Origin of the sequence: Streptomyces sp. NPDC051109 (assembly GCF_044455885.1) — a bacterium.
GTDB lineage: Bacteria > Actinomycetota > Actinomycetes > Streptomycetales > Streptomycetaceae > Streptomyces.
Genome location: NZ_JBITFF010000003.1, coordinates 374,971 through 389,655, shown reverse-complemented (window position 1 = coordinate 389,655; position 14,685 = coordinate 374,971). Strand labels below are relative to the sequence as shown.

Genomic DNA, 14,685 nt, shown 5'->3' with positions numbered 1-14,685 from the left:
CCACACAGACCGGGGGATTGGGCCGCCGGAAGGTCGGATAGCCTGACGCCGGATGTCTCTTCACGTCAAGATTCGCAGGGGAGCGGCGTCCGCCAGCACATGGGGCAGCGACGCCCCACCGCCAGCTGTCTAACGGAGAAGGCCATGACCCGCACTCCCGTGAATGTCACCGTCACCGGCGCCGCCGGCCAGATCGGCTACGCGCTGCTCTTCCGCATCGCCTCCGGCCACCTGCTCGGCGCGGACGTGCCGGTCAAGCTCCGCCTCCTGGAGATCCCCCAGGGCATGAAGGCCGCCGAGGGCACCGCCATGGAGCTCGACGACTGCGCCTTCCCGCTGCTCAAGGGCATCGACATCTTCGACGACCCGAACGCGGGCTTCGAGGGTGCGAACGTCGCCCTGCTCGTGGGCGCCCGCCCGCGCACCAAGGGCATGGAGCGCGGCGACCTGCTCTCCGCCAACGGCGGCATCTTCAAGCCGCAGGGCAAGGCCATCAACGACCACGCCGCGGACGACATCAAGGTCCTCGTCGTCGGCAACCCGGCCAACACCAACGCGCTCATCGCGCAGGCCGCCGCCCCGGACGTACCGGCCGAGCGCTTCACCGCGATGACCCGCCTCGACCACAACCGCGCGATCTCGCAGCTGGCCGCCAAGACCGGTGCCGCCGTCTCCGACATCAAGCGCCTCACCATCTGGGGCAACCACTCGGCGACCCAGTACCCGGACATCTTCCACGCGGAGATCGCCGGCAAGAACGCCGCCGAGGTCGTCAGCGACGAGCTGTGGCTCGCCGACACCTTCATCCCGACCGTCGCCAAGCGCGGCGCCGCGATCATCGAGGCCCGTGGCGCGTCCTCGGCCGCCTCCGCCGCGAACGCCGCCATCGACCACGTCCACACGTGGGTCAACGGCACGGCCGCGGGCGACTGGACCTCCATGGGCATCCCGTCGGACGGCTCCTACGGCGTCCCGGAGGGCATCATCTCCTCCTTCCCCGTCACCACCAAGGACGGCAAGTACGAGATCGTCCAGGGCCTGGACATCAACGAGTTCTCCCGTGCGCGCATCGACGCGTCCGTGGCGGAGCTCGTCGAGGAGCGCGACGCGGTCCGCGAGCTCGGCCTGATCTGAGCGGCCTGATCCGACCGGCCTGACGGGCCCCGGCCGACGACCCGGCCACCCCGTCCGACCCGGCTGATCCGATCCCGCGACACCTGAAAGGCCCCGGCGCACGCGCCGGGGCCTTTTGGCGTGAAGTGCCCTGTCACGCGCTACCCGCGCGCCGTACGGTTGCCCTCCTCCCGAGCGAGGAGAACCCGTGAGCGGCACATCCGACGGCAGGGCCCCCGTGGACCCCGTGGCAACAGAGGCGGGACGCCTGCTGTGTGCCGGCGCCTACCTCGACCCCGCCTACCGCGACCGGGTGATCGAGGAGCTGTACGTCCATGAGGAACGGTTCCCCGCGCCCTCCTACGGGTTCGACGCCGCCCGCGTCCTCGCCCACGCCCTGCGCGCCCTGCGCACCGAAGCGGCCTGGTCGGCGGCGATCGTCGCGGTGTGGGGACTCGGCCTCCTCCTCACCCGCGCGTTCTTCCTCTTCCTGCTCGTCCCCGCGCTGCTCCTGAGCGGGGCCGGCCGCATCAAGAAGCGCCGCGAGCGGACCGGTCGCGGCGGCCGGGCCTTCGAATGGATCCTGCGCGCCTGCGCCGCCTACCTCCTCGGCCGGATCCTGTGGGGCGTGCTCCGCGGCTTCTTCGCGGACGACGCGGGTCTCGGGGGCTTCCTGGGCAGCCCGGACCTGAGCCGTCTCGGCCAGTACCTCGGGCACGTCCTGGAGACCGACCCGCTGGGCATCTTCACGGAGGTGCCCCGGATCGGCCAGTACTACGGCGAGGCCTACGCGTGGACGGTCGTCCTGATCGCGGTGCTGCTCACGCTGCTCGTCTACTTCCAGCGCGGGCACTTCGCGCAGACCATCGACTCCAAGCTCAGCCGCGCGCACTACGCGGACTGGGAGGCCGACCCGGTCGGGGGACCGCGCTTCCACCGCGCCCAGGACCGGATCCTGCGCCTGCAGCACGCTCACGTGGTCCTGTACGACATCGACAACCCGTTCTGCGGGGCCGGCCAGGCCCGTCTGCCGTGGCAGCTGACGGTGGAGCTGCGGCCACGCGCCGGAGCGGGGGCCCGCCGCCTCGACAACGCGGGGATCATCGAGCGGATCCGGCCCAGGCTGGAGGCCCTGCGGGTCCCCTCGCCGGGCGGCTCCGAGGAGGCGGAGGCGAGCGTCCTGGACCGGCTGCGCGAGCTGGTCATCGACGAGTGCGTGTTCCTGCCGGCCGCCGGACTGCCCTACGTGGACGCGGTCGACGTGTCGGAGGAGGCGTTCGCCGAACACCGCGCCGCGGCGGTCGAGGAGGGCGGAGAGCGGCGCCGGCACTTCCTGCGCGTCAGGATCGGCGGCTGGGACGAGAACCTCGTCATCACCGTCTTCATCCGGGTCCACACGCAGGGCGGCATGCTGATGCTGGAGGTCGCCCCGCACGTGCTGCTGCCGGTGCGCCCCGACTTCCAGCGCGCCGACGACATCGCCCGGCGCCACCGCCGCAACACCCCCCTCGCCAAGGTGCTGCTGGCCCTCAGCAACGCCCCCGGCTCGCTCGGCGTGGCCCTCGCCACCCTCGCCGGGGCCTGCCGGGTCCCGTGGCGGCTGGCGACCGCCGGGCACGGCGTCGCGTACGCGGCGGGGCCGGCCGCGTCCGTACGCGAACTCGCCTCGCAGCGGGAGCTGTCGCTGTTCCAGCTGATGGACCTGGACCGGTACGTGAAGACCATCCAGGAGCGCATCGTCGGCGGGGTGACGCAGGCGCTGCACGACGCGGGCTGGCACACCGAGGAGTTCGCGGAGCGCGCGGTCAACGTCGCCGAGGGCGGGGTGTTCATCCAGTCGGTGAGCAACAGCGCCTTCGGCATCAACGGAGTGAGCCACAACAGCACGGTGAACCAGGGCACGGACGAGTCGGAGCGGAAGGACGGGCGCGTGCGCGCGGGCAAGGAGAGCAGAAGTGGCCGATAGCGAAGGCGCAGGCACCGGGCTGCCCTCGGTGCGGATCGGCGACGTACGGGGGAGCGCCTTCAGCATCGGCGGCACGGACGTCAGCAACAGCACGGTCAACCACGGCGGTACGGAGGCGGACGCCGGTGCTGGCGGGCCGACCGCGCAGGAGCTGCTGGAGGCCGTACGAGACCTCCGCGCGGCCCTGGTACGGCTGCCGCGCAGCGACGGGCGGACCGCCCTGGATGCCGAACTGGACTCGGCGGCGGAGGAGTTGGAGTCGGCGGGCGAGGAGGTCCGGCCGGGCCTGCCCGCCCGGCTGCGCGGGGCGCTGGAACGGTGGGCCCCGCTGGTGGACTCGGTGAGCGCGGCCACCGCCCTGACCGCCCTGCTGACCTCGTTCGGGGGGTGACCCGTGACCCCGGGGAGCGGCCCCGCCCGCTGGAACCCGCAGACGCAGCAGTGGGAGCACCCGGAGGATCCGCAGCGGCGGGGTCGGCGGGGGAGCCCGGAGCCCGAGCCCCCGCGCGAGCCAGGGGCCGCGCCCGGCCCCGCGGGTGAGGGGCCGGGGTCCGGGCGCCCGGACCTCCCGCCGAAGCCCGCCTACCCCCCGGGCACCGAGCCCCCCGACACGGAGCCACCGGACACCGAGCCCCCGGACACGGAGCCGCCGAACCCGTGGGCCGCTCCGGCCGGCCCGGCACCCCGGAGCGTCCCGCCCGCGCGGGGCACCGCGCGCCGGTGGCCGCGCCGCCTGGGCATCGCGCTCGGCGTCGCCGTGGCCGTGGGCGGGGCCGTCCGGGGCTCCTCGTACCTGATGGGGGACTCCCCGCAGGTGCCGGACGGGTACAAGGTGCTGCGCAGCGCCGGAGCGGGGTTCCGGGTCGCGGTCCCGGACGACTGGCAGCTCAGTACGTCCGAGAGCGGGGGCACCGTCGGCACGGTGTTCCGCCCCGAGCAGGGCCGGGGCAGCCTGCTCCAGGTCTTCCCGGTCACCGGCGGCTCGGACAACGCGTGCGAGGTCCTGATCGAGGACACGAAGGAGCTCAGCTCCCGGGACGGCTACCGGCGGATCTCGCTCGGAGCGAAGGACACCGCCGGCTGCGAGATCGTGTACGAGGTTCCGGACGGGGAGACGAACGGGACCGCGCACGCGATCGGGCGGCTGACCGTCGCCTCCGACGGCAGCCGCTGGGTGCTCATGGGCTTCGGCCCGGTCGCCGAGGCCAAGGCCGTCCGCACGCGCGTGGCGGCGGCCCTGGGCTCGTTCCGGCCGGACTGAAGCGTCCGGCCGGACTGGCGCGGCGATCCGGCGTCGGGCCTACTTGAACATGCCCGGCGTGTAGTGGCCCGGGACCATGCGGGTGGTGACGGCGAAGCGGTTCCAGACGTTGATCGTCGCGATGATGGCGATCAAGTGGGAGAGTTCCTTCTCCTCGAAGTGCTTCGCGGCCTTCTCGTACACCTCGTCGGGAACGAATCCCTCGGTCAGGACGGTCACGGCCTCGGTCAGTTCGAGCGCGGCCACTTCCTTCTCGGTGTAGAAGTGGCGCGACTCCTCCAGTGCGGTGAGCTGGACGATCCGCTCGACGCTCTCGCCGCCGGCGATGGCGTCCTTGGTGTGCATGTCCAGGCAGAACGCGCAGTGGTTGAGCTGCGAGGCGCGGATCTTGACCAGCTCGACCAGGGCCGGGTCCAGGCCCTTCCTCGCGGCCATCTCCAGGCCGACGATCGCCTTGTAGACCTCGGGCGCGTGCTTGGCCCAGCCCATGCGGGGGGCGTGCTCGGGTGCGTGTGCGGTGGTGTCTTCGTACGTGGTGGTCATGCGTCCAACTTTAAGAAGCAGGCGGCCCGCCCGTATGGTCCATATCCATGACGGATCCTTGGGCCATTTCCGATGACGAGGCGGCGGAAGCGGTCGGCGGACCGGGTTCCGGTTTCGGTGCTGACCTGCATCTGGACCTCTCCGCCGGGCGCGGCCTGCGGGCCGGGCTGGTCGAGGCGCTGCGCGAGGCGGCGCGCAGCGGGCGACTGGCGCCCGGCACCCGGCTGCCCTCCTCGCGCACGTTCGCCGCGGACCTCGGGATCGCGCGGAACACGGTCGCGGAGGCGTACGCCGAGCTCGTCGCCGAGGGCTGGCTGACGGCCCGCCAGGGCTCGGGCACCCGGGTCGCGGAACGGGCCCGGCCGCTGCGGCCCGCGGGCTCCGCCCGGGTCCGCCGCCCCGCGCCGCGGCGGCATGCGTACAGCCTGGTGCCCGGCACCCCGGACCTGGGCGCCTTCCCGCGCGCCGCCTGGCTGACGGCGGCCCGGCGGGCGCTGACGGACGCGCCGAACGAGGCCTTCGGGTACGCGGTCGACGCGCGCGGCCGGGTGGAGCTGCGGGAGGCCCTCGCCGGCTACCTGGCGCGGGCGCGCGGGGTGTACGCGGACCCGGAGCGCATCGTGCTGTGCGCGGGGTTCGCGCACGCGCTGATGCTGCTGGCGGGGGTGCTGCGGGCGCGCCGGGTACGGGACGTGGTGGTGGAGGGGTACGGCCTCCACCACCACCGGGACTCGCTGGCGGGGGCGGGGCTGCGGACCCGGCCGCTGGCGGTGGACGACGCGGGGGCGCGGACGCAGGACCTGTCGGGGCCGGCGGGCGCGGGCGCCGGGGCGGTGCTGCTGACGCCGGCGCACCAGTTCCCCACCGGGGCGGCGCTGACCCCCGCCCGCCGGGCGGCGGCGGTCGACTGGGCCCGCAGCACCGGCGCACTGATCGTGGAGGACGACTACGACGGGGAGTTCCGCTACGACGGCCAGTCGGTGGGCGCTCTGCAGGGCCTGGACCCGGACCGGGTGGTCTACCTCGGTACGGCGAGCAAATCGCTCGCCCCGGGGCTGCGGATGGGGTGGATGGTGGTGCCGCCGGGGCTGCTGGACGAGGTCGTGGCGGCGAAGGGCCGGACCGACTGGACGTCGAGCGCGGTGGACCAGCTGACGCTGGCGGAGTTCATCAAGTCCGGGGCGTACGACCGGCACGTGCGCGGCATGCGGCTGCGGTACCGGCGGCGCCGGGACGAGCTGGTCGCGGCCGTCTCCGACCGGGTGGCGGTATCCGGCATCGCGGCGGGCCTGCACGCGGTGCTGGACCTCCCGGCGGGGACCGAGGCCGGGGTCCTGCGGGCCGCGGCCTGGCAGGACCTGGCGGTGGTGCCCCTGTCCTTCTTCGCCGACCCGGACGCCGACCTCCCCCGGCGGGAAGCGCTGGTGGTCGGCTACGGCACCCCGCCGACGAGCGCCTGGTCGGCGACGCTGTCGGCCCTGCTCGCCGCCCTGCCGTAGCGGCGGTCCGCCTCCGGACCCCGCGTCTAAGCGGGGCCGGGCTGCGCCGGCTCGGCGTTCGGCGGCTCGGGGTCCGGCGGCTCGGGGTTCGGCGGTTCGCCGAAGCGGGCCAGGGCCAGGGCTCCGGCCACCGCCACCGCGAAGCCGAGGACCGCCAGCCAGGCCAGGCCCTCGCGGGTGCGGTCGCCGAGCCAGACCACCCCCACCACCGCCGGGCCGATCGTCTCGCCGAGCACCATGCCGGCGGTGGCCACCGTCACCGAGCCGCGCTGGAGCGCCGAGGTGAGCAGGAGGAACGCCGCGCCCCCGCCCAGCAGCAGTGCGTACAGCGCCGGGTTCGCGAACGACGCGGGCGAGATGTCGTCGATGAGGCGGACCGCCACCTCCACCACCCCGAACCCCGTCCCCGCGGCCAGACCGAGGACCAGCGCCCGCGACGGGTCCGGGAGCCCGCCGGCCACCGCCCCCACCAGCAGCACCAGTCCCGCCACTGCCAGCAGCCCCAGCTTCAGCGCGAACGAGCCCGTCCCCGAGCCCTCCTCGCCCGACGACAGCGCCAGCATCGCCAGCCCCGCGCACACCATGCCCACCGCGCCCCACTCGGCCCCGCTCAGCCGTACGTGCAGGAGCCGCGCCGAGACCACCGCCGTCACCGCGAGGCTCGCCGCCAGCGCCGCCCCCACCGTGTAGATCGGGATGTTCCGCAGCGCCACGATCTGGAGGACGAACCCGGCCGCGTCCAGCCCCAGGCCCGCGACGTACCGCCACTGCCGGGCCGCCCGCAGCAGCAGCGCGGTGTCCAGTCCCGACCCGGTCCCCGGCTCCGCCGCCCGCGCGGCCATCGCCTGCAGCACCGACGCCGTACCGAAACAGACCGCCGCACCGAGTGCGCAAACCATCCCGAGGAGCACGAAACGACTCTAGATCATGGAGGTCATGAGGGGGTTTCGACGGCCGGATTCCATCGCTCCGCTGCCCCGTTCTAGTCTGTCCGCCATGGACGACAGCAGTACGAGCAGCAGCAACACCACCGGCACCACCCGACGCCGCATGCGCTCCGGCGGTGTCGCCCTCGGCGGCATGGGCCTGCTCGCCGCCGCCCTCGTGGCCTGCGGCAGCAGCAGCGAGCCCGACAAGCGCTGCGCGGACCGCGTCACCCTGGAGAAGCTGAACACCAAGGAGTGCAAGAGCGGCGGCCGCGGCTCCTACTACTACGGCGGCTCCGTCGCGAGCGGCAATCGCGTCAGCGGCGGCAGCTTCGACAAGTCCGCCGTCACCCGCGGCGGCATCGGCGGCAGCCACAAGAGCTCCTCGGGCGGCTGATCCAGCGTGCAGCGCCACACCATCGAGCCGCGCCCCGACTGGCAGAAGACCGTCGAGGAGCAGGGGCTGATCTACCCCCTCACCCGCTACCCCGACGACTCCCTGCGCCCCTACTGGGACGAGAGCGCGTACTACTCCTTCTCGCTCCCCGAGGTGGAGGCGCTGGAGAACGTCGTCGAGGAGCTGCACGCCATGTGCCTGGCCGCCGCCGCGCACATCGTCGAGCACGACCGCTTCGCGGACCTCGGCATCACCGATCCGAAGCTGGCCGCGCTGATCGCCGAGTCCTGGCGCCGGCGCGCCGAACAGCCCTCCCTCTACGGCCGGTTCGACCTGCGCTACGACGGCTCCGGCAGCCCGGCCAAGATGCTGGAGTACAACGCCGACACCCCGACCTCCCTCGTGGAGGCGGCCAGTCCGCAGTGGTTCTGGATGGAGGAGCGCTTCCCCGGCGCCGACCAGTGGAACTCCCTCCACGAGCGGCTCGTCGAGGCCTGGCGCAGGCAGGCGGAACTGCTGCCGGCCGGCCCGCTGCACTTCGCGCACTCCGAGACGGACGAGCTCGGCGAGGACCTGATGACGGTCGCCTACCTCCAGGAGACCGCCGAGCAGGCGGGCCTGGAGACGGAGGCGCTGTCCGTCGAACAGATCGGCTGGGACGGCCTGTCGGGCCGGTTCGTCGACCAGAGGCTCGGCTTCATCCGCAGCTGCTTCAAGCTCTACCCGTGGGAGTGGCTGGCCACCGACGCGTTCGGCCCGCAGGTCCTCGGCACGTACGACCACGGCGGCGGCTCCGGGACCACCGCCTGGATCGAGCCGCTGTGGAAGATGCTGCTGTCCAACAAGGCGCTGCTGGCGATCCTGTGGGAGCTCTTCCCGGAGCACCCGAACCTGCTGCCCGCCTACCTCGACGGTCCGCGCGAGCTCGCCCGGACCACCGGGTACGCCGCGAAGCCGCTGCTGGGCCGCGAGGGCGCCGGGGTCACCCTGCACCCGCCCGGCGGCGACGAGCCGTTCACGCCGGCCGAGGGGGAGACGTACGTCTTCCAGGGCCTGGCCCCGCTCCCCGACTTCGACGGCAACCGCGTGGTGCTCGGCGCCTGGGTCGTCGAGGAGGAGGCGGCGGGCCTGGGCATCCGCGAGTCGGCGGGCCCGGTCACGGACGAGTTCGCCCGCTTCCTGCCCCACGTCATCCTGTAGCCGCGCCGACGAGGACGTGGCCGGGCCCGGGTCGGGCCGGCCGCGCCCCCGGCGGACGCCGGCCATCAGCCCTCGGCCAGTACGTCCCGCAGCTGGTCCAGGCCCCAGTCCAGGTCCTCCTTGCTGATCACCAGCGGGGGCGCGATGCGGATCGTCGCCCCGTGCGTGTCCTTGACCAGGACGCCCCGCTCCATCAGCCGCTCCGAGATCGCCCGGCCCGTGCCGTGTGACGGGTCGATGTCGACGCCCGCCCACAGTCCGCGCCCGCGTACGGCGGTCACCGCGCCCCCGACCAGCAGGTTCAGCTCCCGGTGCAGGTGGTCGCCGAGTTCGGCGGCGCGCTGCTGGTGCTCGCCGGAGCGCAGCATCGCGATCACCTCCAGGGCGACCGCGCAGGCGAGCGGGTTGCCGCCGAAGGTGGAGCCGTGCTCGCCCGGCCGGAACACCCCGAGCACGTCCCGGTCGGCGATCACGGCCGAGACCGGCACCACGCCGCCGCCCAGCGCCTTGCCCAGGATGTAGACGTCCGGTACGACGTCCTCGTGCTCGCACGCGAAGGTCTTGCCGGTCCGGCCCAGCCCCGACTGGATCTCGTCCGCCATGAACAGGACGTTCCGCTCGCGCGTGAGCTCCCGTACCCCCTGCAGGTAGCCGGCCGGCGGCACCAGCACCCCGGCCTCGCCCTGGATCGGCTCCAGCAGCACGGCCACGGTGTTGGCCGTGACGGCCGCCGCCAGCGCGGTGAGGTCCCCGTACGGAACGATCTCGAAGCCGGGGGTGTAGGGCCCGTAGTGGTCGCGCGCCTCGTGGTCCGTCGAGAAGCTCACGATGGTCGTCGTACGGCCGTGGAAGTTGTTGGCCGCGACCACGATCTTGGCCTGCCCGTCCGGCACGCCCTTGACCTCGTAACCCCACTTGCGGGCGGTCTTCACCGCCGTCTCCACGGCCTCCGCGCCCGTGTTCATCGGCAGCACCATCTCCTTGCCGCACAGTGCGGCGAGCTCGCTGCAGAAATCGGCGAACCGGTCGTGGTGGAAGGCCCGCGAGGTGAGGGTGACCCGCTCCAGCTGCGCCTTGGCCGCATCGAGCAGACGGCGGTTGCCGTGGCCGAAGTTGAGCGCCGAGTAGCCCGCGAGCATGTCCAGGAACCGGCGGCCCTCCACGTCCGTCATCCACGCGCCTTCCGCCGACGCCACGACGACGGGCAGCGGGTGGTAGTTGTGCGCGCTGTGCGCCTCGGCGGAGCGCAGGGCTTCAGCAGTTGTCGACACGGGGTCTCCGATCGTCGGGGGCGGGCGTCATGGAGGTGACGAGGGTGCTGGAGGCGACGGGGGTGTCGTCACCTGCGTCACGTCACCTTGTATACGGCTATACGTCGCTCGTATACCGGACGGGGAAACCTTTCTTGTGGACCGCCCGCTAAGGTGAGCGGTACGCACGGCGACTGGCGTACGGAGAACCAACTCCGGGGGAGTCGTGCGCGCACGACCGCATACAGGGCCGCTCGCCTGGGCCTCGCGGGGACGAGATCTGACATCGACCCCGGAGGAGCCGCCATGAGCGCGAGCCGCCACCCCGCCCTGACCGCCGTCGACCCCGAGCTGGCGTCCTTCGTCGCCGCCGAGGAGACGCTGCAGGCGCAGACCCTTCGCCTGATCCCGAGCGAGAACTACGTGTCCGCCGCGGTGCTCGAAGCCTCCGGCACCGTGCTGCAGAACAAGTACAGCGAGGGCTACCCGGGCCGCCGCTACTACGAGGGCCAGCAGAACATCGACCGCGTCGAGGCGCTGGCCGTCGAGCGGGCGAAGGGCCTGTTCGGGGTGGACCACGCCAACGTCCAGCCCTACTCCGGCTCTCCGGCGAACCTCGCGGTGTACCTGGCCTTCGCGAAGCCCGGCGACACGGTGATGGGCATGGCCCTGCCGATGGGCGGCCATCTGACGCACGGCTGGGGGGTCTCGGCGACGGGTTCCTGGTTCCGGGGCGTGCAGTACGGGGTGTCCGCCGAGACGGGTCTGATCGACTACGACGCCGTGCGCGAACTCGCGCTGGCGGAGCGCCCGAAGATCATATTCTGCGGCGGTACGGCGCTCCCCCGCACGATCGACTTCGAGGCGTTCGCCTCGATCGCCCAGGAGGCGGGCTCGGTCCTCGTCGCCGACGTGGCCCACATCGCGGGCCTGATCGCGGGCGGGGCGCACCCGTCGCCGGTCGGACACGTGGACGTGGTCTCCACGACCACGCACAAGACGCTGCGCGGGCCGCGGGGCGCGATGCTGATGTGCCGCGAGGAGCACGCGAAGGCCATCGACAAGGCGGTCTTCCCGGGTCTCCAGGGCGGCCCGCACAACCAGACGACGGCGGGCATCGCGGTGGCCCTGCACGAGGCGGCGCAGCCGTCGTTCGTGACGTACGCGCACGCGGTGGTCGCCAACGCGAAGGCACTGGCGGCGGCGCTGCTGGCCCGGGGCTTCGACCTGGTGTCGGGCGGTACCGACAACCACCTGATCCTGATGGACCTGACCTCGCGGGGGGTGCCGGGCAAGGTGGCGGCCAAGGCGCTGGACCGCGCCGGGATCGTGGTGAACTACAACACGGTCCCGTTCGACCCCCGCAAGCCGTTCGACCCGTCGGGCATCCGCATCGGCACCCCGTCGCTGACCTCGCGAGGCCTGGGGGCGGAACACATGCAGCTGGTGGCGGGCTGGATCTCCCGAGCCGTGGACGCCGCCGCGAAGCAGGACGAGCCGGCCCTGGCCGCCATCCGCACCGAGGTCGCGGACCTCCTGTCCGCCTACCCGGCCCCGGGCCTGCCGGTCTCCTGACCGCTCACCGAGGCGTCCCCCGACCCGTCGAAACCCCCGGGGCTCCGCCCGGGGGGTTTCGGACAGGTGGGGACCGCCGCGGCCGCCGTACCTGAGAGAATGAAGCCATGGCTTCTGATCGTCCTCGCGCGCTCTCCGGCATCCAGCCCACCTCCGGCTCGTTCCACCTCGGGAACTACCTCGGAGCCATCCGCCAGTACGTCGCCCTGCAGGAGACGCACGACGCGTTCTACATGGTCGTCGACCTGCACGCGATCACCATGCCGCAGGATCCGAAGGACCTGCGCGCCAACACCCGCCTCTCCGCCGCGCAGCTGCTCGCCGCAGGTCTCGACCCGGACCGCTGCACGCTCTTCATCCAGAGCCACGTCCCCGAGCACGCACAGCTCGGCTGGGTCATGAACTGCATCACCGGCTTCGGCGAGGCCAGCCGGATGACCCAGTTTAAGGACAAGTCCGCCAAGGGCGGCGTCAACAACGCCACCGTCGGCCTGTTCACGTACCCGATCCTCCAGGTCGCCGACATCCTGCTCTACCAGGCCAACGCCGTCCCCGTCGGCGAGGACCAGCGCCAGCACATCGAGCTGACCCGCGACCTGGCCGAGCGCTTCAACCAGCGCTTCGGCCGGACCTTCACGCTCCCCGCCGCGCACATCGTCAAGGAGGTCGCGAAGATCTACGACCTCCAGGACCCCTCGATCAAGATGTCGAAGTCCGCGTCCTCCCCCAAGGGCCTGATCAACCTCCTCGACGAGCCCAAGGTCACCGAGAAGAAGATCAAGAGCGCGGTCACCGACACCGAGGCCGAGGTCCGCTTCGACACGGAGAACAAGCCCGGCGTCAGCAACCTGCTCACGATCTACTCCACCCTCACGGGGGAGTCGATCCCGGCCCTGGAGGCCCGCTACGAGGGCAAGGGCTACGGCGCGCTCAAGACGGACCTGGCCGGCGTGATGGTCGATTTCGTCACACCGTTCAAGCAGCGCACCCAGGAGTACCTGGACGACCCGGAGACCCTGGATTCCATCCTGGCCAAGGGCGCGGAGAAGGCCCGCGCGGTCGCCGCCGAGACCCTGGCGCAGGCCTACGACCGCCTCGGTCTGGTGCCCGCGAAGCACTGACCGCCGGAGGCCCTGGCAATCCGGGGGGTGCTGGCCCCACACTGGGTCGGCAGGACCCGTACGCAACCCGTACACACCAGACGACGGAGGAGACATACGTGGGGACCGTAACGCTCGGCGTTTCGATCGCGGTCCCGGAGCCGTACGGCAGCCAGCTCCAGGAGCTGCGCGCCGGCTTCGGGGACGCCGCCGCGCACGGCATCCCCACGCACGTCACCCTCGTACCGCCCACCGAGGTGGAGGCGGACCGACTGCCGGAGATCAGGGCCCACCTGGCCGAGGTCGCGGCCGCCTTCGGCCCCTTCGGGATGCGTCTGGAGGGGACGGGAACGTTCCGTCCCCTCTCCCCGGTCGTCTTCGTCCAGGTCGTCGACGGCGGTACGGGATGCACCCGGCTCCAGGGCCTGGTCCGCGACCCGGACGGGCCGCTCAGCCGCGAGCTGGCGTTCCCGTACCACCCGCACGTCACCGTCGCCCACGGGATCTCCGAGGAGGCGATGGACCTGGCGTTCGCCACCCTCGCCGACTACGAGGCGCAGTGGACCTGCACCGGCTTCGCGCTCTACGAGCAGGGCTCGGACGGGGTCTGGCGCAAGCTGCGCGAATACCCTTTCGGCACGGGCCCGATCGCCGGAGTCCCGGGGCAGCTGGGCTCACCGGCCGATGAAGCGGCACGGGCCGCGGGGCCCGCGGGGGAGACGGCCGCACGGCGCTCCTGACGCAGCGGCCCGAGGCTCTGGCGGGCGTGGAAGCGGAGCGTGCGCAGGAGCAGGGTGGGGAAGGGACAGCCCGTCGGAAGCGCTTCGCGAAAAGTCACAATCGACGACCGTAGTGCCCGAACCCGGTAATCCCGGCTATTTCCGTCGGCTCATTTACCGTGACCCCATGGACTGGCTGACGAAACTCCCGGTGATCGGCCCGCTCGTGGTCCGGTTGATGCGAACCCACGCCTGGCGCGGCTACGAGCGCCTCGACCGGGTCCACTGGAGCCGGCTCGCCGCGGCGATCACCTTCATCAGCTTCATCGCGCTCTTCCCGCTGATCACCGTGGCCGCCGCCATCGGCGTCGCCCTGCTCAGCCAGGAGCAGCTGGACCGGCTCCAGAAGAGCCTCACCGAGCAGGTCCCCGGCATCTCCGACCAGCTCGACATCAACGGCCTCGTCGCCAACGCGGGCACGGTCGGGCTCGTCGCCGCGGCCCTGCTGCTCGTCACCGGCATCGGGTGGGTCGGCTCGATGCGGGACTGCCTGCGCGCAGTGTGGGAGAAGGACGACGAGGACCTGGGGAACCCCATCGTCCGCAAGGGCAAGGACGCGCTCGTGCTCGTCGGCCTCGGCGGTGTGGGCCTGGCCTCGGCGGCGGCCTCGATCCTCGGCTCCAGCGCGGTCGGGAAGTTCGGCGGCTGGCTGGGCGTGCCGCAGCACGGCGCGGGCGGCGCGCTCCTGCGCACCGGCGCGTTCCTCGTCGGCGTCGTCGCCGCCTTCCTGATCCTGCTGTACGTGCTGACCCTGCTGCCCGGCGTCGAACCGCCGCGCCGCAGCCTGATCCAGGCCGCCCTCCTCGGCGCGGCCGGCTTCGAACTGCTGAAACTGCTGCTCAGCGGCTATATGCGCGGGGTCGCCGCGAAGAGCATGTACGGCGCCTTCGGCGTGCCCGTCGCCCTGCTGATCTGGATCAACCTCATGGCGAAGCTGCTGCTGTACTGCTCCGCCTGGACGGCCACCCGCGCCGACGCGGACGGCGACGGCGCGGAGGACCCCGGGGACCCACAGCACCCGGAGCGGCCCGAGCAGCAGGCGGCGAAGGACACCCCCTAGGGGCGGCCGGGGCGGC

14 protein-coding genes and 1 riboswitch are annotated in these 14,685 nt (G+C 72.7%); of the genes, 11 read left to right on the top strand and 3 right to left on the bottom strand.

Going from position 1 to position 14,685, the window contains the following annotated elements; translation table 11 throughout:
• Positions 1-144 precede the first annotated feature (144 nt).
• The 4 genes from ACIBAD_RS07600 to ACIBAD_RS07585 all read left to right on the top strand — a co-directional run bounded on the left by ACIBAD_RS07600 (position 145) and on the right by ACIBAD_RS07585 (position 4,340).
• Complete coding sequence (locus ACIBAD_RS07600) at positions 145-1,134, top strand: malate dehydrogenase (protein ID WP_030154844.1); 990 nt, start codon at positions 145-147, stop codon at positions 1,132-1,134.
• A gap of 187 nt (positions 1,135-1,321) precedes the next feature.
• The gene (locus tag ACIBAD_RS07595; protein ID WP_134071893.1) at positions 1,322-3,079 is read left to right on the top strand and encodes a hypothetical protein; all 1,758 of its coding nucleotides are present in this window, start codon (positions 1,322-1,324) and stop codon (positions 3,077-3,079) included.
• Complete coding sequence (locus tag ACIBAD_RS07590; RefSeq protein ID WP_134071891.1) at positions 3,069-3,470, top strand: hypothetical protein; 402 nt, start codon at positions 3,069-3,071, stop codon at positions 3,468-3,470. The genes ACIBAD_RS07595 and ACIBAD_RS07590 overlap by 11 nt, the downstream gene beginning before the upstream one ends.
• Positions 3,471-3,473: 3 nt before the next feature.
• Entirely contained in the window at positions 3,474-4,340 is an 867-nt protein-coding gene (locus ACIBAD_RS07585; protein WP_398905180.1) for a hypothetical protein, read from the top strand.
• Positions 4,341-4,379: 39 nt separating this feature from the next.
• On the opposite strand, the gene ACIBAD_RS07580 is transcribed toward ACIBAD_RS07585, so the two are convergent.
• On the bottom strand, positions 4,380-4,883 hold the full coding sequence (locus ACIBAD_RS07580; protein WP_134071887.1) for a carboxymuconolactone decarboxylase family protein: 504 nt from the start codon (positions 4,881-4,883) through the stop codon (positions 4,380-4,382).
• Positions 4,884-4,930: 47 nt separating this feature from the next.
• On the opposite strand from ACIBAD_RS07580, the gene ACIBAD_RS07575 reads away from it, so the two are divergent.
• On the top strand, positions 4,931-6,382 hold the full coding sequence (locus tag ACIBAD_RS07575; protein ID WP_134071885.1) for a PLP-dependent aminotransferase family protein: 1,452 nt from the start codon (positions 4,931-4,933) through the stop codon (positions 6,380-6,382).
• Positions 6,383-6,408: 26 nt separating this feature from the next.
• Here ACIBAD_RS07575 and ACIBAD_RS07570 read toward each other — a convergent pair whose 3' ends face one another.
• The gene (locus ACIBAD_RS07570) at positions 6,409-7,281 is read right to left on the bottom strand and encodes a hypothetical protein (protein ID WP_398905437.1); all 873 of its coding nucleotides are present in this window, start codon (positions 7,279-7,281) and stop codon (positions 6,409-6,411) included.
• 97 nt (positions 7,282-7,378) lie between these two features.
• On the opposite strand from ACIBAD_RS07570, the gene ACIBAD_RS07565 reads away from it, so the two are divergent.
• Positions 7,379-7,705 (top strand): hypothetical protein, encoded by a 327-nt coding sequence (locus tag ACIBAD_RS07565; protein WP_134071880.1) that lies wholly within the window; start codon positions 7,379-7,381, stop codon positions 7,703-7,705.
• A 6-nt stretch (positions 7,706-7,711) separates the two neighbouring features.
• Positions 7,712-8,905 carry a glutathionylspermidine synthase family protein gene (locus ACIBAD_RS07560; protein ID WP_398905177.1) on the top strand — a complete coding sequence of 398 codons (1,194 nt, stop codon included), beginning with the start codon at positions 7,712-7,714 and terminating at the stop codon, positions 8,903-8,905.
• Positions 8,906-8,970: 65 nt separating this feature from the next.
• Here ACIBAD_RS07560 and rocD read toward each other — a convergent pair whose 3' ends face one another.
• Positions 8,971-10,176, bottom strand: coding sequence for an ornithine--oxo-acid transaminase (gene rocD / locus ACIBAD_RS07555; RefSeq protein ID WP_134071876.1), 1,206 nt, complete (start codon positions 10,174-10,176; stop codon positions 8,971-8,973).
• Between the two features lie 159 nt (positions 10,177-10,335).
• A riboswitch (ZMP/ZTP riboswitch) is annotated at positions 10,336-10,426 on the top strand.
• A 35-nt stretch (positions 10,427-10,461) separates the two neighbouring features.
• On the opposite strand from rocD, the gene glyA reads away from it, so the two are divergent.
• The 4 genes from glyA (at position 10,462) to ACIBAD_RS07535 (ending at position 14,669) form a co-directional block, all read left to right on the top strand.
• Complete coding sequence (gene glyA, locus ACIBAD_RS07550) at positions 10,462-11,730, top strand: serine hydroxymethyltransferase (protein WP_134071874.1); 1,269 nt, start codon at positions 10,462-10,464, stop codon at positions 11,728-11,730.
• A gap of 107 nt (positions 11,731-11,837) precedes the next feature.
• Positions 11,838-12,851 carry a tryptophan--tRNA ligase gene (gene trpS / locus ACIBAD_RS07545; protein ID WP_134071872.1) on the top strand — a complete coding sequence of 338 codons (1,014 nt, stop codon included), beginning with the start codon at positions 11,838-11,840 and terminating at the stop codon, positions 12,849-12,851.
• A gap of 98 nt (positions 12,852-12,949) precedes the next feature.
• Complete coding sequence (locus ACIBAD_RS07540) at positions 12,950-13,570, top strand: 2'-5' RNA ligase family protein (RefSeq protein ID WP_134071870.1); 621 nt, start codon at positions 12,950-12,952, stop codon at positions 13,568-13,570.
• Between the two features lie 166 nt (positions 13,571-13,736).
• Positions 13,737-14,669, top strand: coding sequence for a YihY/virulence factor BrkB family protein (locus ACIBAD_RS07535; protein ID WP_134071868.1), 933 nt, complete (start codon positions 13,737-13,739; stop codon positions 14,667-14,669).
• Positions 14,670-14,685 lie beyond the last annotated feature (16 nt).